General features: G+C 40.5%; 24 protein-coding genes. 10 read left to right on the forward strand and 14 right to left on the reverse strand.

Features of this window, described 5'->3' with window-relative positions; translation table 11 throughout:
* Nucleotides 1–46: 46 nt before the first annotated feature.
* From BUE31_RS14825 to dnaJ, 4 genes are all read left to right on the forward strand, one after another.
* A complete protein-coding gene (locus BUE31_RS14825; RefSeq protein ID WP_073404962.1) occupies nt 47–250 on the forward strand; it encodes a fructose-6-phosphate aldolase in 204 nt (67 codons plus the stop codon).
* Nucleotides 251–344: 94 nt separating this feature from the next.
* Nucleotides 345–1,028 carry a cell division ATP-binding protein FtsE gene (locus BUE31_RS14830; protein WP_073404588.1) on the forward strand — a complete coding sequence of 228 codons (684 nt, stop codon included), beginning with the start codon at nt 345–347 and terminating at the stop codon, nt 1,026–1,028.
* Between the two features lie 330 nt (nt 1,029–1,358).
* Nucleotides 1,359–1,916 (forward strand): nucleotide exchange factor GrpE, encoded by a 558-nt coding sequence (locus BUE31_RS14835; protein WP_073404963.1) that lies wholly within the window; start codon nt 1,359–1,361, stop codon nt 1,914–1,916.
* Nucleotides 1,917–2,043: 127 nt separating this feature from the next.
* Nucleotides 2,044–3,213: a molecular chaperone DnaJ gene (dnaJ, locus tag BUE31_RS14840; RefSeq protein ID WP_073404589.1), complete on the forward strand. Its 1,170-nt coding sequence runs from the start codon at nt 2,044–2,046 to the stop codon at nt 3,211–3,213.
* 111 nt (nt 3,214–3,324) lie between these two features.
* On the opposite strand, the gene BUE31_RS14845 is transcribed toward dnaJ, so the two are convergent.
* Complete coding sequence (locus BUE31_RS14845; RefSeq protein ID WP_083619951.1) at nt 3,325–4,173, reverse strand: helix-turn-helix domain-containing protein; 849 nt, start codon at nt 4,171–4,173, stop codon at nt 3,325–3,327.
* A gap of 73 nt (nt 4,174–4,246) precedes the next feature.
* On the opposite strand from BUE31_RS14845, the gene BUE31_RS14850 reads away from it, so the two are divergent.
* Together BUE31_RS14850 and BUE31_RS14855 are read left to right on the forward strand one after the other, a co-directional pair.
* Nucleotides 4,247–5,185 (forward strand): phosphatase PAP2 family protein, encoded by a 939-nt coding sequence (locus BUE31_RS14850; protein WP_073404591.1) that lies wholly within the window; start codon nt 4,247–4,249, stop codon nt 5,183–5,185.
* A 109-nt stretch (nt 5,186–5,294) separates the two neighbouring features.
* Nucleotides 5,295–6,458, forward strand: a complete 1,164-nt coding sequence (locus BUE31_RS14855; protein WP_073404592.1) for an exo-alpha-sialidase — start codon at nt 5,295–5,297, stop codon at nt 6,456–6,458.
* A 41-nt stretch (nt 6,459–6,499) separates the two neighbouring features.
* Here BUE31_RS14855 and BUE31_RS14860 read toward each other — a convergent pair whose 3' ends face one another.
* The 3 genes from BUE31_RS14860 to BUE31_RS14870 all read right to left on the reverse strand — a co-directional run bounded on the left by BUE31_RS14860 (nt 6,500) and on the right by BUE31_RS14870 (nt 9,613).
* Nucleotides 6,500–7,621 (reverse strand): AAA family ATPase, encoded by a 1,122-nt coding sequence (locus BUE31_RS14860; RefSeq protein WP_234997835.1) that lies wholly within the window; start codon nt 7,619–7,621, stop codon nt 6,500–6,502.
* Nucleotides 7,593–8,300 (reverse strand): RNA ligase family protein, encoded by a 708-nt coding sequence (locus BUE31_RS14865; RefSeq protein ID WP_073404593.1) that lies wholly within the window; start codon nt 8,298–8,300, stop codon nt 7,593–7,595. The genes BUE31_RS14860 and BUE31_RS14865 overlap by 29 nt, the downstream gene beginning before the upstream one ends.
* Before the next feature lie 173 nt (nt 8,301–8,473).
* Nucleotides 8,474–9,613: a nucleoside hydrolase gene (locus BUE31_RS14870; RefSeq protein ID WP_200801928.1), complete on the reverse strand. Its 1,140-nt coding sequence runs from the start codon at nt 9,611–9,613 to the stop codon at nt 8,474–8,476.
* 158 nt (nt 9,614–9,771) lie between these two features.
* On the opposite strand from BUE31_RS14870, the gene BUE31_RS14875 reads away from it, so the two are divergent.
* The 3 genes from BUE31_RS14875 to BUE31_RS14885 all read left to right on the forward strand — a co-directional run bounded on the left by BUE31_RS14875 (nt 9,772) and on the right by BUE31_RS14885 (nt 12,949).
* The gene (locus BUE31_RS14875) at nt 9,772–10,680 is read left to right on the forward strand and encodes an ABC transporter ATP-binding protein (RefSeq protein WP_073404595.1); all 909 of its coding nucleotides are present in this window, start codon (nt 9,772–9,774) and stop codon (nt 10,678–10,680) included.
* 3 nt (nt 10,681–10,683) lie between these two features.
* A complete protein-coding gene (locus tag BUE31_RS14880; protein ID WP_073404596.1) occupies nt 10,684–11,934 on the forward strand; it encodes an ABC transporter permease in 1,251 nt (416 codons plus the stop codon).
* Between the two features lie 88 nt (nt 11,935–12,022).
* Complete coding sequence (locus tag BUE31_RS14885; RefSeq protein WP_073404597.1) at nt 12,023–12,949, forward strand: Ppx/GppA phosphatase family protein; 927 nt, start codon at nt 12,023–12,025, stop codon at nt 12,947–12,949.
* On the opposite strand, the gene BUE31_RS14890 is transcribed toward BUE31_RS14885, so the two are convergent.
* The 4 genes from BUE31_RS14890 to BUE31_RS14905 are packed head-to-tail and all read right to left on the reverse strand — an operon-like array spanning nt 12,946 to nt 15,659.
* The gene (locus BUE31_RS14890) at nt 12,946–13,197 is read right to left on the reverse strand and encodes a hypothetical protein (RefSeq protein WP_073404598.1); all 252 of its coding nucleotides are present in this window, start codon (nt 13,195–13,197) and stop codon (nt 12,946–12,948) included. The genes BUE31_RS14885 and BUE31_RS14890 overlap by 4 nt on opposite strands.
* A gap of 5 nt (nt 13,198–13,202) precedes the next feature.
* Nucleotides 13,203–13,520 carry a hypothetical protein gene (locus tag BUE31_RS14895; RefSeq protein WP_073404599.1) on the reverse strand — a complete coding sequence of 106 codons (318 nt, stop codon included), beginning with the start codon at nt 13,518–13,520 and terminating at the stop codon, nt 13,203–13,205.
* On the reverse strand, nt 13,520–14,917 hold the full coding sequence (locus BUE31_RS14900) for a radical SAM protein (protein WP_073404600.1): 1,398 nt from the start codon (nt 14,915–14,917) through the stop codon (nt 13,520–13,522). Before BUE31_RS14900 ends, BUE31_RS14895 begins: the two co-directional genes overlap by 1 nt.
* Nucleotides 14,910–15,659: a prolipoprotein diacylglyceryl transferase gene (locus tag BUE31_RS14905; protein ID WP_073404601.1), complete on the reverse strand. Its 750-nt coding sequence runs from the start codon at nt 15,657–15,659 to the stop codon at nt 14,910–14,912. Before BUE31_RS14905 ends, BUE31_RS14900 begins: the two co-directional genes overlap by 8 nt.
* Nucleotides 15,660–15,781: 122 nt before the next feature.
* Between BUE31_RS14905 and BUE31_RS14910 the strand changes: the two genes are divergently transcribed.
* Entirely contained in the window at nt 15,782–17,779 is a 1,998-nt protein-coding gene (locus BUE31_RS14910) for a M1 family metallopeptidase (protein ID WP_073404602.1), read from the forward strand.
* A gap of 87 nt (nt 17,780–17,866) precedes the next feature.
* Here the strand turns inward: BUE31_RS14910 and BUE31_RS14915 are convergent, their stop codons facing one another.
* From BUE31_RS14915 to BUE31_RS14940, 6 genes are all read right to left on the reverse strand, one after another.
* The gene (locus tag BUE31_RS14915) at nt 17,867–18,430 is read right to left on the reverse strand and encodes a Maf family protein (RefSeq protein ID WP_073404965.1); all 564 of its coding nucleotides are present in this window, start codon (nt 18,428–18,430) and stop codon (nt 17,867–17,869) included.
* Between the two features lie 150 nt (nt 18,431–18,580).
* A complete protein-coding gene (locus BUE31_RS14920) occupies nt 18,581–19,102 on the reverse strand; it encodes a KdsC family phosphatase (RefSeq protein WP_200801929.1) in 522 nt (173 codons plus the stop codon).
* A gap of 63 nt (nt 19,103–19,165) precedes the next feature.
* The gene (locus BUE31_RS14925; RefSeq protein WP_073404604.1) at nt 19,166–19,432 is read right to left on the reverse strand and encodes a type II toxin-antitoxin system RelE family toxin; all 267 of its coding nucleotides are present in this window, start codon (nt 19,430–19,432) and stop codon (nt 19,166–19,168) included.
* Complete coding sequence (locus tag BUE31_RS14930) at nt 19,433–19,630, reverse strand: hypothetical protein (protein ID WP_073404605.1); 198 nt, start codon at nt 19,628–19,630, stop codon at nt 19,433–19,435.
* Nucleotides 19,631–19,726: 96 nt separating this feature from the next.
* Nucleotides 19,727–19,969, reverse strand: coding sequence for a Fe-S cluster assembly protein IscX (iscX, locus tag BUE31_RS14935; RefSeq protein ID WP_073404606.1), 243 nt, complete (start codon nt 19,967–19,969; stop codon nt 19,727–19,729).
* 56 nt (nt 19,970–20,025) lie between these two features.
* Nucleotides 20,026–20,358: a 2Fe-2S iron-sulfur cluster-binding protein gene (locus BUE31_RS14940; protein WP_073404966.1), complete on the reverse strand. Its 333-nt coding sequence runs from the start codon at nt 20,356–20,358 to the stop codon at nt 20,026–20,028.
* Nucleotides 20,359–20,368: the final 10 nt, after the last annotated feature.

Genomic DNA, 20,368 nt, shown 5'->3' on the forward strand with positions numbered 1-20,368 from the left:
CATGGCAAATCCAATGACCAATGATTTAATGACTAATGACCAAAAAATGTATATAATTAAAGTTAAAGGCGTTGCCAAAATACCTGATTACGTACAGTTGAGGGATGATAAGTTTACTTTGCTTGCTTATTTTAGGGTCGACAGGCCTGATAAATCACTTGATAAAGTGGGCTTGCACGACAAAACAGAATATATAATGAACATTATTAAGGATCTGCCTTTTGGGCAGATCCTTAAATTAGAATTATAATCATTTGTCATTAGTCACTGGTCATTAGTGGTTATTTCGTAAATCAAACCGCCAAAACCAATGACTAATGACAATTGACTAATGACCAAAAGATATGATCGGAAATTCCATTATAAAGCTAAACAACGTTGATATATTTCAGCAGGCGCACCTGGTGTTATCAAACGTTAACCTTCATATTGATAAAGGCGATTTTGTTTGGCTGATCGGGCAAACCGGTTCGGGCAAAAGTAGCTTGTTAAAGGTTATATATGGCGATCTTAACATTAATACCGGTGCGGGTTATGCCTGCGGGTATGATCTGAATACTATTAAAAGTAATGAGATCCCTTTTTTGCGCCGGAAGTTGGGGATAGTTTTCCAGGATTTTCAATTATTAACTGACAGATCCGTTGAGCAAAACCTGCAATTTGTGATGCGTGCAACCGGCTGGACAGATAAAAAACTGATTGAAGACCGTGCACTTGATGTTTTGGAAAAAGTGGGACTTCGCTCTAAACTTAAAAAAATGCCGCATGAGCTTTCTGGCGGCGAGCAGCAAAGGGTGGTAATAGCCCGCGCCCTGCTTAATGATCCTGAAATTATCCTGGCCGATGAGCCGACCGGCAACCTTGACCCGGATACTTCCGAAGAAATTGTGCTGCTGTTAAAGCAGATCAGCACTTCAGGCACCTCGGTGCTTATTGCCACGCACGATTATCATATCATCCGCACGTTCCCTTCACGCATTATCAAGTGCGAGAATGGTAAGGTTTTGGAGGATGTGAAGATAGCTTGATTTCGGAATTCGGATGTTCGATTTTTCGCTGTTGTTTATTTGCCAATGGTGCTCAAGGGGGGCTTCGCCGTTTCGGATTTATTTGAATGCGGATTGCGGAATGTTGAATTCGGAATTAATAAATGCGCTCAATTTTCAATCATTGCCGATAGCTGCGTTTTCCCCCAATGAACTAATGAACCAGTGAGCTAATCAACCTTCAAAAAACTGCCAACTGCGCACTGCCAACTGCAAACTAATCAGTTCCCGCCAAATAGTACTGCCACCTTGTCGCCTTTACACCAATGGCAGGATACTTGATTGGCACTATTAGCTATGAATTTTAACGATATGTTGAAGAAAAAAAAGAAAGAAGACTCAGGTAATACTGAAGATATAAACACTACTGTTAACGAAATTGAGCAGGAAACAGGTGAGCAGGCTGCTGAAAATGCACCATCGCCCGTTGATACGCTGAAAGAGGAATTATCGCTTGCAAATGATAAATACCTGCGCTTATACGCCGAATTTGATAATTTCAGAAGGCGCACCATAAAAGAGCGTGAAGAAGCCAGAAAACTGGAAGGTAAAGATCTGATCGTTTCCTTATTGCCGGTACTTGACGATTTTGACCGCGCTTTAAGGGCGATGGAAAGCGCCACTGATGTTGCTCCTGTTAAAGAAGGTGTTACGCTGATCCAGAATAAATTGAAAAATGCGCTAACCAAAAATGGTTTAAAAGAAATGGAATCCATTGGTACTCCGTTTGACCCTGAACTACAGGAAGCCATCACCAATATACCTGCCCCTACCGAAGACTGGAAAGGCAAAGTAATTGATGAAATGGAAAAAGGCTATTTCCTGAATGACAGGGTAGTGCGTTTTGCTAAAGTAATAGTAGGAGCTTGATTGATTTCGGAATTCGGATTTTCAATTTCGGATTTAGAGAAATTGAATGTTTGAAGTAAAGAAATTTTAAAATCCTAAATAATAATAATTCCGAAATCGAAAATCCGAATTCCGAAATAATAAAAAGATGTCAAAAAGAGATTACTACGACATATTGGGCGTAGCAAAAGGTGCCGATGCTGATGAGATAAAGAAGGCTTATCGTAAGATGGCTATTAAATATCACCCGGATAAAAACGAAGGGGATAAAGCTGCTGAGGATAAGTTTAAAGAAGCGGCAGAAGCATACGAGGTTTTAAGCAGCCCTGAAAAGCGCCAGCGTTATGACCAGTTTGGTCATGCGGCCAATGCACATTCTGCCAATGGCGGTGGTGGCTATGGTGGTGGCGGCATGAATATGGACGACATATTCAGCCAATTTGGCGATATATTTGGCGGTGGCAGTCCGTTTGAAGGCTTTTTTGGGGGAGGCAGGCAAGGTGGCGGTGCAGGCGGCAGAAGAGTAAGCCGTGGCAGCAACCTGCGCATTAAAGTAAGGTTAACACTTGAAGAAATAGCAAACGGAGCCGAAAAGAAAATAAAAGTAAACAAGCAGATCTCCTGTAAAACATGCGATGGTACCGGCGCAAAAGATAAAGCATCGTTCCAAACCTGTAAAACTTGCGGTGGCTCAGGAGCGGTACGCAGAGTAACCAATACTATTTTGGGCCAGATGCAAACTACCAGCACCTGCCCTACCTGTAATGGCGAAGGCTCAACCATACTTTCAAAATGTACTGTATGCCACGGTGACGGTGTTACACGCGGCGAGGAAACCATTACCATTAATATCCCAGCCGGTGTAAGCGAAGGCATGCAACTGAGTATGGGCGGCAAAGGTAATGCTGCACCACGCGGAGGCGTACCGGGAGACCTGATCATACTGATAGAAGAGATCCCGCATGAAACCCTGAAACGCGATGGCAACAATGTTATCTATGACCTGCACGTAAACTTTGTTGATGCCACCTTAGGTACCAGCGTTGAAGTGCCGACCATTGATGGCAAGGTTAAAATAAAAATAGATCCCGGAACACAGGGTGGTAAGATCCTTCGCCTGAAAAGCAAGGGTGTGCCAGAGGTAAATTCCTACCGTCGTGGTGATCAATTGGTTCACATCAACATCTGGACGCCAAAAGCGTTAAGCCGCGAAGAGCGCGAGCTATTGGAAAAACTACAAAATTCACCAAACTTTAAACCTAATCCGGGTAAAAATGAGAAAAGCTTTTTCGAACGGATGAAGGAGTATTTTGAGTAGAAGAAGTCCGAAAGTCGGGAAAGACCGAAAGTCCGGAAGATAAAAAAGAGGTAAAAGCTGAAAGGTTTAAAAGCCCGGGATTGTTAAGATTCCGGGCTTTTGTTTTTAAAACTAATCCGCCATTCTTTGCCCTTTATTATAAACCCTTGTCTCAAAATGCAGTGGTGACTCAGCACATAATACTAAATTGCTATGTTTGTTATCCTTCAAAAACTTCGATGGTGTTATTCCAAACATTTTCACCATCATTTTGTGAAAGTGACTGCTATCGGTAAAACCAGCGTCAATTGCAGCATCATTTACAGCATGTCCGGCCATGATCTGATTTGTTGCATACCTGATCTTGTTCCAGAGCATGTAACGATATAAGGAAACTCCCGTCACCTTCTTAAACAAGGAGCGTAACCTGCTTTCTGACAAACAAACTTTATCGGCAAGCGAGTTTATCGTTATTTCCATTGGATGTAATGTTGAAATTAATTGTTCTGCTATTAAAACCCGTTCATCTATAAAAGCATTCCAAACTTCAAGAGACAAACTGCTTAGTATCCGGTTTATCAGGTTTTCCAACAAGCATGGATCAGGCGTTATCAATGCTTGTTCCAGCTCATTTGAATTAGCAAAATGGAAGATATTTAAATCCAGCTCGCAAACTTCATTTTCAAGCAAATATTTCGATTTTATTGCCTGCGCAATCCTGGTTTCTGAATCAAGGTAAATTATTAATTGAACACTATTATTGGTATCCAGTTGGTGAATAACATTTTCTTTTATAAGTAAGCTTTTATAAGTTTTCCAGCCCCCGATTTTCGTTTTGAACCTGAAATCTTTTTGAGTGTCAAGCACCAACTGCATGGTATTGTGACTATGAAATGAGGTGAGATGAGAGGAATAGAAAAAAGCGGCTACACCATGCCACATATAAAAAGTTGATGTATATGGGCTTCTTCCGTGTTTCATGCTTATATCAAATGTCAGTTATTATTTACAACTTTTATAATCTGATAAGTAATAATTTTAGTCAAAAAGAAAAATGAAAAAAACAGAAATGCCACACAATTTTTTCTCCCAGGCCAATGAGTCAGGGAGAGTTTACAATAAGATACAATCCTTTGTATTTATCTTATTCATTGTATGCCCATTTATTTCTTACGGGCAAAAAAATACGCATGATTTTAATAAGGAGATCGTCCCTCTCAGGGGTAATTATAAAATATTCACGTCCTTTAGCTCCAAGCCAAAAGCTGCTAATCTGGATGTAGATAAATTGAAATTTCCTTTTAGCCAGGCCTGGGCTGATAAGGTACTAAGTATCAAACCGGTTTATCTAACAAATATTTCTATAGATGATTTTAAGCTCCCCGATCCCCCGGCTAATAGTTCAGACCAAACCCGTGCAGAACTGAATTACCTGCTAACATTGCAACACAGTAGGAGCTTAGAAGATATCACCGAGAGTATATATATGTCAAGCAATCCCGGAACGCCAAGTGATATAGGTAATTCAATAGGGTATTGGACCGGGGCTCAAAAACTCCCCTTAACAGATTCTTTAATGGATAAGGTATCGAAGGATGGAAACTTTTTCCTTTGGTCTTTTAAGTTTAAATATGCCAGGGTCCGGCCCTATGCTCTGGATCCCAAAATACATGATCTTGAAGAATCGTTTGCTTCTTCTTACCCAAGCGGTCATGTTACCTACGCTTACATTAATGCTTACATTTATCAGGAGCTGGCACCTGAATTTACGGATTTTTTTATAGCAAATGCATATAGAATGTCGCATGCCAGACAAGTTATCGGGGTACACTATCCAAGTGATTGCGAGGGGTCAAGAATATTTGCAAGACAGTTTGTAAATATGCTTTTTAAAAATGAAAAATTTCTTCATGACTTTGAGAAAGTAAAAAAAGAATGGGCATCAACAAAGGCAGAAGATCAAAAGAAAACGTTAGAGACATTAAATAAATAATTTAAAATCTTCGCGCAGGTTATAACGATAAGAAGAACAAAAGCCCAAAGTTGTTAAGATTCTGGGCTTTTTTTTGCCCTATTTATTATATTGCGGTTCATTTGATACTATGTGTATTCAGATCAAATTTAAATTTAGTATTGTTTTGCTGTTTAGCTGCAGCTGCATTTTTGCGCAGTCATCCACTGTTAGTAACAACTATCAAACAGAAGCGGGTGTACCGCACTTAAAAATTGAGCGGGCGATGATCTATACGCCGGGGAAAGAATGGCTGTATAATCATCATCCTTCCATCATTCATTTTAAAGATAAATTTATAGCGATCTGGTCTGACGGGCTGGTTGATGAAGACTCACCGGGGCAGCGCGTTGTTTATGCAACCTCGAAAGATTTTTTTCATTGGTCGGTTGCCAAACCGCTTGCTTCGCCGGCAAAAGTAAACGATACTTTAACAGTGCTTACTGCCGCCGGTTTATATCAATACAAGGGAACACTTGTAGCCTATTACGGCGAATACACACATAACCGGCAAAACACGCACCTTTGGGCTAAAACAAGTACTGACGGCGAGCATTGGAGCCAGCCAGTGGATCTGCATGTACCACTGATCCCAAATCACGGCCCTGAGGCAACAAAAAACGGCAGACTAATTATTAGCGGGAACTTTTTATTCCCTTATACGGATGACCCATCCGGAACTTCAGGCTGGAAACTAAGCAGTCCCTACCCTGATTCGCTTTACAAACAAGATAATTCGGCAGCTTTTTACGCCCCGGCAGCAAAGCTTGGCTTACCCCCGCTTTGTGAAGGCTCATTTTTCCAGACAGATGATAGCGTATTGCACATGTTATTGCGGGTTACCGGCAAAGGCTGGAAGGGCCGGTTATGGTTAACCGAAAGCAAAGACAATGGCAAATCATGGTCAAAGCCGGTTGAAACCACCTTTTCGGATAATGACAGCAAATTCCATTTCGGTCGCCTGCCAGATAAACGTTTTTATTACGTTGGCATCCCGGACACCCTGCATCATTACGACCGTAACCCACTGGTATTATCTATATCAGCTGATGGAAAGCAATTCAATAAAAATTATATCATAGCCGATGAACTATACCACCTTAAAAAAGAAGGCTTATGGAAAGGCGGTCAATACGGTTACCCGCACACCATTGTTTATAAGGAGTATATGTATGTAATAATATCCCGGCAAAAGGAATCAATTGAAGTGTTGAGGTTTGGGATAGGGGAATTGGGTAGGGACGATAAAAGATAAAGCCCGGAATCTTACCATCCGAGCTTTTCATTAATTGTCAATCATTCAACATTGTAAGTTACCTTATGGGCCTCCCATGTTACAGGTACTTCCAGCTTATCTATCAATCTTTCTAAAACACCATCAGGTACCATTTCATCACGGCTTTTGTTCTGTTTATGTAAATGCTCATAAGGAACTTCTATATAAACTATACTGACTTTTGCTTTATATGATGTAAACAATTCTATAAGCTGCATCCGCATTTGCCGGGTTGTGTTTGTGGCATTCCAAATAAATCCCGTACCCTTTCGTAAAAATACCCTGGCTTGCTCTTTCGCTTCCTGTATTACCTGCCCATTCCCAGTTTTATCAGTTGGAGCTATGCCTCTTTTATTCCTTATATCATCTAATGATACAACTGACATATCAGCATAATTCTTTTTAATAAAAGTATTTTTACCTGCACCAGGAAGGCCGCTCAGCAAAATCACTTCGGCTGCGGGTTGCTCAAATGGTACATAATCAAGATATGCATCTTCATGTTGCATATAATACATTCGGGCATCGTCAGATACAAAGTTTCTTGGTGCTCCCCAGCAATTTTGTTCGCGACAAAAAGCTTCAAAGCAATCCACCTTGTATAACATTTCTTCCTGATCTTTACATTCGCGGCCTAACATGTCTGCTTTAGCTAACAAAGCAAGCCACTCGGTATTTACCTCCATACTCGTCATGATCAACGCTTTCAAAGGGTCTGGTTTTTCAAATACCCAAATTGGCAGGCCATGGTAACGTACAAGGCCAGCTATTTGTTCACGAATAATAAAAGGTGCTGGTTCATCCCTATAAAGAATCTGCCTTGCTATCATTGCACCTTTACGGGCATGACCATTTGATGTGATCCTCCCATCCGGTTCAATTACGGTAGTGCTAAATTTTTCAACATCATGAAGTAATGCAGCAGCCCAAAGCATCTCCTGCTCTTGCCTGGTTAATTGCTTAAAAGATGATTCAGCAATCAAAGCTTTTAATACCATTTGGGTATGTATAGCAACATTACCTTCAGCATGATATAGTGGATCTTGCGGAACATCCTGCATTCTTTGTACCCAATCAAACTTCTTTTCAAGGTAACTCCATTCCTTATTTTCACTAATAGTCCACATAATTACCTCCTTCACTTTTTAACCTTGCTCGTTTCCAGTTTCTTGTCCAGTGTTGATCAGTTTTAACGTGTCCCTTTCTTACATATTTAAAAACGTTATTGGAGAATTCGGTTACACTATAATTATCCGCGTTACGGGTTACAAGCCCTTCGATAGTCGTAATCTTGGCATCATAGGCATCAAATGGCTCAAATGTCCCTCTACCATCTACTAAAGCCAATATTTCATTTTCAAATACTGTCTTATTTGTAGGAGTTTTCGAAACTATTATTTCCGGCACTACCGGAAGCCCAAGCATGTTTGCATAAAACCTTGTTTCCTCCCAGCTCAACCATTGATCATGTTCTCTTATCCCAAATACGTAAAAATGATGTTCCAGATTTTGGTATTCTATAGAATGAATGGCATAGAGATTTTCAAGGAAAATCTCTAATGACCCTAAATCATTTTTAACAATCTGCCAGAATCGCCGGATACTTTCCGTCCATGCGGAGGTTGTTGGAGTTGCGTGCGAACGTGCAAAAACTCCATATTTAGACAGGCAATTGTTTTCGCCATCAAGTTTTTCGGTATGTATTATATTGGGAATATTTTGTAATTGTTCCCAGTAGTCGTGTTTTATCCTGTCATCACTGGTTGTTCCGGGCGAGAACGGATAATGATAGGTACGACCATATTTTTGTGAAATAGCCATGTTGTAAAAATTAAAATAAAAGTAATAATAACCTATTTCCTCCCGGGGATGGGAAGATCATTAAACATTAATATGCTAATGAAATTACATGGCTCAAGGCTTTACAATTGTTAAGAATGCCGCAAATATAGAAAAACGCATTTACATTTAACCCAAATAAATAATGCAGGTCTTCACTGCGCTTCCACCCTACTTATCTCTGTTTCTCTCCTCCTAATATTAGCTTCTATCTTATCAATCTTCCGGTTAAGCGCTTCAATCTTCGCAATCCTGCTGCCAGTTGACTGGTTCTTCCGGACTTGTCCTATTGATCTTTTATTGATGATCTTACTTACAGGCTGATGCATTATAAGTTCATTGATCAGATCCTGCACAGTTTTATAATCCGCCTTCTCAACAAGGTAAGCCTGCCCAATTCCCTTATCATCCCAGGTATTACTGCCATCTGCGGCAACAACGATCTTTCCTTTATGCAGATCATAAAATAGGTTGTATCCTCTTATAGCTACTAATACAGCAGTTTCATCCCAGCTGCATCGCCCCAATGAATCTTCTGCAGCCATTGGGATTGAGATCCGGAACGCATCTTTTACCGGGGAGTTTTGAATAGTTGAGTTATGGATCAATGGCAAGCCTGCTTTAATTTTCACACCTATTTCAAACCCGCTGAATATTACAGGCGTGTCCCAGTTTTCATATACATTTTTTGATGATGGTGCGTCCTTCATCACATTAAATTCAGACCCCGATGGAAATCTACCGGCCATACATACCAATTGCTTCACCTTCTTTTTAACAAGTTCCTTCCCGGTAAGTGATGAATATTCATCGGCCCCGGTATTCAGCAAATTAGAAAGATTGGTTAAAAAGCCTACGGTAATAATGGTTACGCTATGATCGGGTTGCGATGCTAAGATCTTGCGGTAAAGTTTCACCGCATCAGCTGCTTCAGTGTTTGTTTTTATTTTGTGGGGATATTTTGCCAGCAGGGTATCTGTCCAGTGCTGCCAGTCGCGCAGATTTAAGGCAGTTCCCTTGGGCACCCCAACCGGGATCCAGGGCTTGTTAAAATAAGTATTAAACACATTTAAAACGCCGGCAACGCCTTCATAATTTGTACTGGCCATCGTGGCCAGTATTTTCGCTTCGCCTTTATCAGCCAGTGTATGTAAAATAGTGATAGCGCCAACATCGTCATAATCAGGCCCCATATCACTATCAAAAATTACAGGAACAGGTTTAACCCTGTTTTGAGCCATGGCACCTATTGCACAGCAAAAAAGAAAAAAGAAAATTATGCTTTTGGCGGTCATAGTTAATTGGGTTGGATTAAGTTAGACTGAGTTGATTAGGTTACGTATCTCCAACTCTATAACTATCAATAAAATTAGGCATTTAGTTTTACACATGTAACATTTTTGGTAATTCGGTATCTTAAACAAAAATCTATAAACTAAAGCACCTATTCTTTATGTTAAGCATCCGCAATATTGTTAAGCAATACGCTGGTCACCGCGCTTTGAGCGATGTAAGCCTCGAAGTTAAAAGCGGGCAGATCTTTGGCCTTTTGGGGCCGAACGGCGCCGGCAAAACTTCGCTTATCCGCATCATCAACCAAATTACCGCGCCAGATAGCGGCGAAGTTTATTTTAATGGTGAAAAACTCAATCAATCGCATATCGACCGGATTGGATACCTCCCCGAAGAACGCGGCCTTTATAAAAAGATGGAGATCGGGGAACAAATGATCTACCTGGCCCGGTTAAAAGGGTTAACCCGCGATGAAGCTGTTAAGCGATTAAAGATCTGGTTTGAAAAACTGGGCATGGAAACGTGGTGGAAGATGAAGATAGAAGAGCTTTCAAAAGGGATGCAGCAAAAGGCGCAGTTTGTGGCTACTGTATTGCACGAGCCCGAGCTGATTATTTTAGATGAGCCCTTTAGCGGGTTCGACCCGGTAAATGCCGAAGTAATAAAGGATGAGATCCTGGAGCTTAACCGTAAAGGCGCTACCATTTTATTTTCAACCCACCGGATGGAATCGGTAGAGGAATTGTGTGATTCAATTGCGCTGATTCATAAATCGCATAAAATATTAGATGGCACAGTTAAAAGCATCCGCAACTCCTACCGCAATGCAACTTATATAATTGAATACAATGGCGGGCAGCTAAATTTTGACGGCTCACAACCTTTTGAAGTAATTGAAGAGAAAACAGGTGGTGACAATGAGCATACTATTAAAATAAAGCTTAATGGCGCTAATAACTCAAACGATGTGCTGCAATACCTGATCCCTAAAACACGCATCAATATGCTGCAGGAAGTAGTACCCAGCATGAACGAAATTTTTATTGAACAAGTAAATTTAATCCGCTAAGCCATGAACAAAGTTTTACTCATTATACAACGCGAATACTTTACCCGGGTAAGGAAAAAATCATTTATCATAATGATCTTCGTGGTGCCGCTTTTAATTTTAGCCATGGGCGGCGTAATAGCTTTAGTTGCTAAAGACAGTACCGAATTGAGCAATAAACAGGTTGTTAAAGTAATTGACGAAAGCGGTTTGTTTGCCGGAAAATTCAAGGATCAGAAAAATCTGAAATTTGAAACCACCAGGCAATCATTGGCTGAAGTGAAAGCCGAGGCAAAAAAGGATGAAAACCTGTCGGCTCTGCTAATCCCGGCAGATTATACTAAAACAGATGCAGTTAAGATCTTATCAAAAAAGAAACCCGGCATCACACTTATTGAAAAAACAGAAAAGGAAATGAACGAGATCGCCATGAACAACGGTATGATTAAAAACCATATCGACACGGCTTTACTTCACTCAATTAAAAGTGACATATCCCTTAATGCAATTGAAATTACCGAAACAGGGGATAATAAAACTGATTTGGGTGCAAATATTGGCGTGGGCATTGCATGCGCTATTTTAATTTACTTAGCACTGTTTATTTATGGCGCACAGGTAATGCGTGGGGTTATTGAAGAAAAAACCAGCCGGATTATTGAAGTGATCATTTCTTCAGTTAAGCCATTTCAGTTAATGCTGGGTAAAATAATTGGCGTAGGCCTGGTAGGTTTAACGCAGTTTAGCGCCTGGATTATCTTATCAATTATATCAACCAAAATTTTAGGGCATTCGCTATCATCCTCACCAAACGGAATGATGGGTGCGTTGTCCGTTTTGCAAACCATTCCATTTGGTAAGGTCTTAGGTTGCTTTATATTTTATTTTCTTGCGGGTTACTTGCTTTACAGTGCCTTGTTTGCGGCAGTAGGTTCAGCGGTTGATAGTGAAACTGAAACACAGCAGTTTATGTTTCCTATAACCATGCCTTTGTTATTTACTTATTTATTGTCTGTAAGTATTTTATTCAGGGCACCGGATAGTCCATTGGCTGTGTGGCTTTCTATAATCCCTTTTACCTCGCCGGTAGCAATGATGCTGCGTATGCCATTTGGCGTTCCTGATTGGCAGCTATACCTATCTATGGCATTATTAATAATTGGCTTTTTATTTACCACTTATGTAGCTGCAAGGATCTATCGCGTTGGTATTTTAATGTACGGCAAAAAGGCGAGCTATAAGGAACTGGTAAAATGGTTCTTCTACAAAGAATAGTTTGGATTTCGGAATCAAAATTTTAAATGGATTGATTATAAAATCCCTTAAATGCTAAACAATTTAAGGGATTTTTTATTTTAGATGCATGAATAAACCCGTAGCCGTAATGGACCTTGGCACAAACACCTTTCACCTGTTGATAGTTGAAGGTAACAGTGCTGAATATACCGAAATAATTCATGAACAGGATCCTGTTAAGCTTGGTGAAGGCGGTATAAACAAAGGTTTTATCCAGCCTGCAGCGTTTAAACGTGGCATTAAAAGTATGCAGCGCTATCACCAGCTTATTTTAGCCAATAATGTTCAGCAGGTTAGGGCGATTGCAACTTCGGCCTTGCGAAATGCCGCTAACGGGCAGGATTTTATTAACCAGGTAAAAGCTCAAACAGGCATAGCTATTGAAATTATTGATGGCGATGCCGAAGCGGCATACATTTATAAAGGGGTTAAAGCATCGGGAAGCTTATCCGGCTATAACAGCCTGGTAGCAGATATAGGCGGAGGAAGTGTAGAGTTTATTATTTGCGATAACAAGCAGGTAAAATGGAAACAGAGCTTTGAGATAGGCGCAGCACGGCTGATGGATAATTTCCACCGAACCGATCCAATCCCTCCTGAATCAATTACCGCACTTAACTTTTACTTGCAGGATAGTTTAAAAGATCTTTTTGCCGCTGCCTCAAGTTATCCCATTGCAAACATCATTGGCTCATCAGGTGTATTTGAAAGTTACGCCGGGCTTATTGAATCAGGCAAAGGCCATTCATTCGACCTAAAAAAAACAAAACATTATGATTTTGAGAAGGATGAATTGTTGGCTTTAATTGAAAGCATTATCCTTTCATCTCACCAGCAGCGTTTGGCAAATAAAGGCATTATCCCGGTTAGGGTTGATATGATCGTAACCGCATCCATACTAACCCGGTTCATTATAAATAAATTGGGAATTGATAAGGTTGTGATGTCAACAAATTCGTTGAAAGAAGGAGTGCTGGCCGAGATGATGGGTTAACTAAAAACTATCCAGCAACTCGAAAATCCTATCAGCAAAATCACCAAAGCACTCAATAAAAACTCTTTGCGGTAAACAACAATTGCAAGGAGCAGGCAAGCAATAACGTGAAGTCCTATAGCAATAGCTTGCGATATAATAATAAGTGAATCTTTCGAACTTGTTTTAAAATAGATGGTATAGGCAACAAGTACAGCCAGGTTTATTGCTACAATAATTATTTTTTCCGGCGATCCGCTTTTTTCCATTTTCACTATTTTAGAAACGGCGGTATAGCAACACAGCTTGAAACCCCTATTACTAAGACCAATACAGCGCTTAATACCCACATCCACACTTTTTGACCTTTTTCGGCAATAGCCAAAACAATGCAAGCCAATACGTGCACCACTAACAACACTGCATCAGCGAAATATCCCCCAAGGTCCCCTTTAATGAATTTGAGTGCTAATGTGTAAATAATTAGCGCGAGCATATTATAACCAACAATGTAAAAGTTACTGCTACCCGCGTTCCCCGGATTGCTGCCCGGTGCGGGTGTATTGCCTCCCTTTGATAGTTGTTCTTCCATTATACTATAATTTCGTTTCGTAGCTGGTTTAAGTACTCAATTTTATCGTCCCGGTAAAAAATATTCATGGTTTCAAACGGGATGATCTGCAGGTCCTTATTCACAATATGTACACATGATTTTTTTATTGCTCTTACGTCAAAATTCTGCGCGTCAATAAACTGCATAATTATCACCCTGAAAAGATTATCGTAACTTAAATTGGGCGCATCAATATCAGGCAGGCAGCACATGATCGATTTTAAGTGCTCCCCGGCTTTATCAACTGAATTACCGGTGCTGAACATATTAAGCAGGTGCATTTTCAACTTTTCATCCTGCTCATACACAATCGTATTTTTTGAATTGTCGAGTAGGTCGTCCGGGTTTATCATCCGGGTAAGGGGAAAGACCTGGCCTCCCAATTTTAAAGCATAACCCATTACCAAAGCATCCGGGTTACAGGGAACAGGGATCAGATCATTCTTGTTAAAAATATCCGTTTGCTCCAATATTGCAGAACGCACTTCCGTTAAAGTATAACGATCTGTTGAGGGATTAAAATTATCCAGCCTCCCAGCCTGTTGGGTTGGCTGGAAGGTTACGCCTCTCACGCATGGCTGTTGCAGGGCATATTCAATAATTTTACCAATTTCATCGGTGTTCAGTCCTTTCTGTAACGTAACAACAAGCGTGGTTGAAAGGTTATATTTATTAAGATTTTCCAATGCCTTTCGCCGCACCTCTCTCAGATCCTCGCCACGTAATTGCTCTAAGGCTTCCTTTTTAAAAGAATCAAATTGTAAATAAATTTCAAAATCGGGCATATAGGTAGCCAGGCGCTGTACAAAAGCTTCGTCCTTGGCTATTCTTATTCCATTGGTATTAAGCATCAAATGCTTAATAGGTTTTGTTTTGGCAATATCAAGGATCTCAAAAAACTGGGGATGCACAGTGGGCTCTCCCCCGCTAATTTGCACCACATCCGGCTGACCTTCATTTTCAACTATTACATCCAGCATCTGCTCTATCTCAACCAGCGTACGGTGCCTGCCATATGTTGGCGATGACATGGCATAACAGGTTGGACAACTTAAATTACACCTATCGGTAACTTCAACAACAGTGAGACATGAATGCTGCTCATGGTCCTGGCATAAACCGCAATCATACGGGCAGCCAAAATGGGTTTTAGAATTAAACTTAAGCGGCATTTCACTGCGTTTTGCATAGTTGCGGCAGTTTTTATAATATTCAATATCGGTAGCTATTAAAACTTTTTCAAAACCGTGATGCCTGCAGTTTTTTAGCATGTAAACTTTATCATCCTCAAAAACTATCTTGGCATCAACCCTGCGTAAACAGGTTGAACAGATGCTCAGTGTAAAATCATAATATATGTATGGGCGCTCAGGCATAGGGTTTTATCAGTTTTGAAGGATAAACAAATACTTTATAATAATACAAAATCCCGGCAATACAAACCAATTGAATTACAGATAAACCAAAACTAAAAAAGTAATCAGGTTTAATAAACTCAATCGCAAAACGGAATACGAGGTATGAGGAAAGAAAAATTTTAAACTTGGCGCCATCAGCAAACCTGCGTTTTCTTTCTGCTGTTCTTAATAAAATCCATAATAGCACCCAAAATACAATCTCATACAAATTAGTAGGATGACGGCGAATCCCGTCGCCAAAATCAATTGCCCAGGATAAATTGGATGCAACCCCGTAAGTACCATCTTCCAGTCCGGCTAAAAAACAACCGATGCGGCCAATAATCATAGCCAATATCAATGGATAAACCATCAGATCGCCTGATGATACAGTTACCCCTATTTTCTTTTTGGTAAGCTCCACTCCTATTAACCCGCCAAGCATCCCACCCACAATAGTTTTATTACCCATTAAATAGGTAAGGTTAAAATTTGGCAACAACACAGGGTTTTCAAATATGCCAACCAAATGAGACCCTACTAATGCGCCTATAGCGGCACCGATAAATATAACCAGCCTGTTCTCTAAGCTGATCAGGTCTTTATTATGCTTTCTTAAATAAGTATAGTACCTATAACCAACAAAATATGCCAGTGTTTCACAAATAAAATGGACAGGCAAAAAGGATTTGCCCAAAGGAATATTGACAGGGAAGTGCACTGATTCTTTTTTTTAGAAATATAGCGAGCTTTTATTACAGTTAAAACCTTTGCATCATTTTTAAAGGAAAATAAAATTTCGCCCCATCATTTGTATATTGCAGCTTATAACTGACCCATCTCATGAAACTGAAATTTATTGGCACCGCCATTCTTTTACTATTGGTAGTTTCCACACAGGCGCAAAGAAGACGCCGGACTAACACCAACGATACCATAACATCAAACTATCAGCCTTCTGAATTATTCTCGCCGCTTTTCTATAGTGAGAAAGGCAATGAAATTCATGCTGCCAATGGCGAGCCGGGCCTCAAATACTGGCAAAACCATGTTAACTATAACATTGATGCGCTTATTGATACCACAGCGAAAACCCTAACCGCTACCGAAAAGATAGTTTATACCAATAACAGCCCTGATGCTTTGCAATTTTTGTGGCTGCAAATGGACCAGAATACCTATAAAAAAACTGCGCGTTCAAATTTTGCGACTGCCTTTTCACCCGGGCCAAACCAGCATACCGATGGCTATCAAATAGAATCCATCACGATAACAAATGGCACTGTAAGCACTAAGCCCGATTTTGTGGTTAACGATACCCGGATGCAGATCCGCCTGCCAAAAGCGCTGACACCAAACGGTGGGATCATAAACATTACTATAAAATACAAATACGTTATCCCCGGCAACTTCGGCGGACGTACTGATTTTGTGGACACCAAAAACGGGAAGATCTATGAAATAGCCCAATGGTTCCCGCGCATGTGTGTTTATGACGATACCCGCGGCTGGGATACCCTGCCATTTTTAGGCAGCGGTGAGTTTTACTTAGAATATGGCGATATCGATTATAAAGTTACCGTCCCTGCTGATATGATAGTTGCCGGTTCAGGTGAATTATTAAACCCTAAAGAAGTGCTTACAGCACAGCAAAACAGCAGGCTGGATGCCGCACGTAACAGTGATAAAACGATAATGATCAGGGATGTTAATGAGGTAACCAATCCGTCGTCACGCCCTGCCACAAAAGGTAACCTTACCTGGCATTTTAAAATGCTGAACACCCGCGATGTGGCTTTCGGTGCGTCAAAGGCTTATGTATGGGACGCCGCAAGGGTTAATTTACCGGGTGGCAAAAAGTCACTCGCCATGTCTGTTTACCCGGTTGAAAGCGCGGGCGAGGCAGCATGGGGCAGGGCAACAGAATACCTAAAAAAATCCATAGAATATTTCTCCGAAAAATGGTTTGTTTACCCCTATCCCTGCGCAGTTAACGAGGCCGGAATAGCAGGCGGTATGGAGTACCCCGGAATTGTATTTGATGGTATTACCGACAAAGGCAAAGAGTTATATTGGGTAACAGCGCATGAGATAGGCCATAACTGGTTCCCGATGATCGTAGGCAGTGATGAGCGCCGCTTTGGCTGGATGGATGAAGGCTTTAATACCTTTATCGACATCTATGCATCAGATGAATTTAATCATGGCGAGTACGCCCCCAAACGCGATGGTGAATACGCTCCGGGCGGCGGCAACCCTGCTGATGAGATCATCCCTATTATCCAGGATTCAAACACGCCATCAATTATGACAGCTGCCGATGCTATCCCTGAAAAATATCGTCATCCGCTAACCTATTTTAAACCGGCATTTGGTTTGGTTTTGCTGCGCGAGCAAATTTTAGGCAAAAACAGGTTTGATTATGCTTTTAAAAACTACATTGCCAAATGGGCTTATAAACATCCGCAGCCAGATGATTTTTTCAGATCAATAGAGAATGGCGCAGGCGAAGACCTTTCCTGGTTCTGGAAGAGCTGGTTCTATAACAACTGGCCACTTGATATTGCTTTGATAGATGCAAAATATGCTGATAAAGACCCTAAAAAAGGAATTCAAATAACAGTTGCTAATAAGGAACAAATGGCGATGCCGTTTACAGTAGAGGTTAAACTAAAGGATGGAACTAAGCAACGCACCTATTTCCCGGTGGAAACCTGGTTACAAAACAGGGCTATTACTTTTACTATCCCTACTACAACAGAAGTTGAAAGCGTAACCGTTGATCCAGATAATGCCTTGCCGGATGTTAACAGGAAGAATAATACGTTAAATGTAAAATAAGAATATTTGTAAAGCTGCGATGCATCGCGGCTAAATGCAGCATTTATTCACGCAATAACATATTCAGAGACGCGATGCATCGCGTCTCTACAATTTTGCCAATTCCCTATACAACTTCTCAGTAGGCAAACCAACCACATTGGTATAAGAACCGTTTATTCGCTCAATACCAATCAAGCCAATTCGCTCCTGGATACCGTATGAGCCGGCTTTGTCAAAAGGCTGGTATTTGTTTACATAGGTAGTAATTTCCTCATCAGAAAGTTTGCTGAAATAAACTTCAGATACATCATAAAAACTATGGTATTGGTGTTTATACAACAGGCACACGCCTGTTATTACCCTGTGCATTCTGCCTGAAAGTAATTGCAGCATCTCAATAGCATGGGCAGCATTTTCGGGTTTGCCTAAGATCTGGCCGTCAATACAAACAATAGTATCGGCAGTGAGAACGATCTCGTCTCCTACTGTTTCATCAAATGCTTTTGCTTTTTGGGTGGCAATGTAAACAGCAACTTCTTCAGGCGTTAAATCATCGGGATAAGATTCATCCACCTCTTTCAGCACAATGCGAAATTCAAGATCCATCAGCTTTAACAGCTCCTGCCGGCGTGGAGATTTGGATGCGAGGATAATTTGGGGGAAGTTCATAGTTGATAGTTCATGGTTCATTGCCAGAAGCAGAGCTGTTGATGGTTTATAGCCGGATATAGTTAAAGATGTAAGCCATTAGATGAAGGTTACTATAATTTATTAGTCCGTCTCCGAAGCTACCATGAACTATGAACCATCAACTATTAACTACCAGCTATACGCTTCTTCCGTCATCCATTTATCCTGGATCTTCAATACTTTTTCAATAACATCACGGGCGCAGCCTTTTCCGCCAGCAAGCGGCGAAACATATTTGCATATCGCTTTTATCTCTTCAACAGCATCTGCAGGGCAAACCGGCAGGCCAACATATTTCATTACCTCCAGATCGGGGATATCATCGCCCATGTATAGCACATTTTCAGGGCTGATGCTTTTTTCTTCAAGGTAGATCTTAAGTTTTTCAATTTTGGTATGGATCCCCATGTAAACGTCCTTAATCCCCAGGCTGTTTAAACGGTGTACAGCACTTTTTGAGCGGCTCCCCGAAACCGAACATACGTTATAACCGCACTTAACAGCAAGCTGCAGAGCATAACCGTCTTTTATATTAAAGGAGCGGCTTTGTAATCCTTCATCCGATACAAAAACTGAACCATCAGTTAATACGCCATCTACATCAAAAACCAGCGTAGTTATTTCTTTAAGCTTGGATAAAAATGATTCCACTATATTTTTTTATGATTACACTGATTATCTAGTGATTTCACCGATTAATTAACTGGTGAATAATTAAGGAAATATTTTATAAATTTCCTTTCGATGAGCTACCCGTGCAAATTTCACAATATTATTTTCAAAGGTAACACCAATCCGATAATCTCCGATTCGTATTCTATAAGCATTTGAAAATCCTTTGAGTTTTTTGACATTTTTTATTTCTGATAAGGAATGAGCTTTTTCTACATCTTCAATCACTTCTGCAATACCAGCACTAACGGACGATAAGGCAATTTTATCTAAATCTTTGGAAAAATGCCGGGTAAATACCGTAATCATTTATGACCTAAGTTTCTGCATTATCTCTTCGCGTGAAACTAAATCATCCATATCAGTCTCTTTCATCATTATTACCAATCCCATATCTTCTTTCTCTTCATCTGTAATAATCTTTGAGGATATATTCATTTTTTGAAGAAGATCGGTAATAAGTTTAGCCTCGTCTTTTGTTTTAGGGCTGATTACTATGCTTTCCATATAACAAATTTAACTAACTATCTTTTAATTCTACAGATATATTATGATTTCACTGATTAGCTATGCTCACTGCCAACTCAAAACAGCCAACTGCACCTATTGATTATCCCGCCACTCATAAACCCAGGCCGACTGGATTTGTTCCAGGTGGCCTTCGTTTGACTCTTCGCGGGTACCTTCGAAGTTAGGGAGCGTAAGCACCCATTCTAAAAGATCAGTAAAACGGATCCGGTATATTTTTGATTCGCCAAAATCATCTCCAAATTTCTCATAAAGCTCTATTGCTATATCTTCATGATCTTTCCAGTGAATGGGTAGGCTGAACTTGTGGTCTGTCATTTTTTGAATATTAAAACTTATTTAGTTTAATCTTTTCTAATCGGTGAAATCTTCGCCTAATGGCCTAAGAATTGATTCTGATCAGGCAGGGTTATTTCAATATCGCCATCAATTACAACGCACTGGCAACCCAAACGCGAATTAATGCGCGGGTTAACAGCCCTGTCGATAAAATCCTCTTCCTTGTCAGAAATCTCCTGGATATTATCCATCCCTTTATTTACGTATACGTGGCAGGTGCTGCATCCGCATACCCCTCCGCAATTATGCTGTAGCTCTATGCCGTTTTCCAGGCAAACGTCTAATACAGATTCACCTTCGGCAATGGGCAATTCAACACTTTCCAGCCCTTTTTCCTCAAAGCTTATCTTAACTTTAAAAATGTTCATTTCAGCAAAA

This window comes from Mucilaginibacter sp. OK098, assembly GCF_900142915.1.
Taxonomy (GTDB): domain Bacteria; phylum Bacteroidota; class Bacteroidia; order Sphingobacteriales; family Sphingobacteriaceae; genus Mucilaginibacter.

What these genes read in the sequence shown, in the direction of transcription:
- BUE31_RS14825 (WP_073404962.1), top strand. Translation starts at nt 47, where the DNA reads ATGTATATAATTAAAGTTAAAGGCGTTGCCAAAATACCTGATTACGTA.
- BUE31_RS14830 (WP_073404588.1), top strand. Translation starts at nt 345, where the DNA reads ATGATCGGAAATTCCATTATAAAGCTAAACAACGTTGATATATTTCAG.
- BUE31_RS14835 (WP_073404963.1), top strand. Translation starts at nt 1,359, where the DNA reads ATGTTGAAGAAAAAAAAGAAAGAAGACTCAGGTAATACTGAAGATATA.
- dnaJ (WP_073404589.1), top strand. Translation starts at nt 2,044, where the DNA reads ATGTCAAAAAGAGATTACTACGACATATTGGGCGTAGCAAAAGGTGCC.
- BUE31_RS14845 (WP_083619951.1), bottom strand. Translation starts at nt 4,173, where the DNA reads ATGAAACACGGAAGAAGCCCATATACATCAACTTTTTATATGTGGCAT.
- BUE31_RS14850 (WP_073404591.1), top strand. Translation starts at nt 4,247, where the DNA reads ATGAAAAAAACAGAAATGCCACACAATTTTTTCTCCCAGGCCAATGAG.
- BUE31_RS14855 (WP_073404592.1), top strand. Translation starts at nt 5,295, where the DNA reads ATGTGTATTCAGATCAAATTTAAATTTAGTATTGTTTTGCTGTTTAGC.
- BUE31_RS14865 (WP_073404593.1), bottom strand. Translation starts at nt 8,300, where the DNA reads ATGGCTATTTCACAAAAATATGGTCGTACCTATCATTATCCGTTCTCG.
- BUE31_RS14870 (WP_200801928.1), bottom strand. Translation starts at nt 9,613, where the DNA reads ATGACCGCCAAAAGCATAATTTTCTTTTTTCTTTTTTGCTGTGCAATA.
- BUE31_RS14875 (WP_073404595.1), top strand. Translation starts at nt 9,772, where the DNA reads ATGTTAAGCATCCGCAATATTGTTAAGCAATACGCTGGTCACCGCGCT.
- BUE31_RS14880 (WP_073404596.1), top strand. Translation starts at nt 10,684, where the DNA reads ATGAACAAAGTTTTACTCATTATACAACGCGAATACTTTACCCGGGTA.
- BUE31_RS14885 (WP_073404597.1), top strand. Translation starts at nt 12,023, where the DNA reads ATGAATAAACCCGTAGCCGTAATGGACCTTGGCACAAACACCTTTCAC.
- BUE31_RS14890 (WP_073404598.1), bottom strand. Translation starts at nt 13,197, where the DNA reads ATGGAAAAAAGCGGATCGCCGGAAAAAATAATTATTGTAGCAATAAAC.
- BUE31_RS14895 (WP_073404599.1), bottom strand. Translation starts at nt 13,520, where the DNA reads ATGGAAGAACAACTATCAAAGGGAGGCAATACACCCGCACCGGGCAGC.
- BUE31_RS14900 (WP_073404600.1), bottom strand. Translation starts at nt 14,917, where the DNA reads ATGCCTGAGCGCCCATACATATATTATGATTTTACACTGAGCATCTGT.
- BUE31_RS14910 (WP_073404602.1), top strand. Translation starts at nt 15,782, where the DNA reads ATGAAACTGAAATTTATTGGCACCGCCATTCTTTTACTATTGGTAGTT.
- BUE31_RS14915 (WP_073404965.1), bottom strand. Translation starts at nt 18,430, where the DNA reads ATGAACTTCCCCCAAATTATCCTCGCATCCAAATCTCCACGCCGGCAG.
- BUE31_RS14925 (WP_073404604.1), bottom strand. Translation starts at nt 19,432, where the DNA reads ATGATTACGGTATTTACCCGGCATTTTTCCAAAGATTTAGATAAAATT.
- BUE31_RS14930 (WP_073404605.1), bottom strand. Translation starts at nt 19,630, where the DNA reads ATGGAAAGCATAGTAATCAGCCCTAAAACAAAAGACGAGGCTAAACTT.
- iscX (WP_073404606.1), bottom strand. Translation starts at nt 19,969, where the DNA reads ATGACAGACCACAAGTTCAGCCTACCCATTCACTGGAAAGATCATGAA.
- BUE31_RS14940 (WP_073404966.1), bottom strand. Translation starts at nt 20,358, where the DNA reads ATGAACATTTTTAAAGTTAAGATAAGCTTTGAGGAAAAAGGGCTGGAA.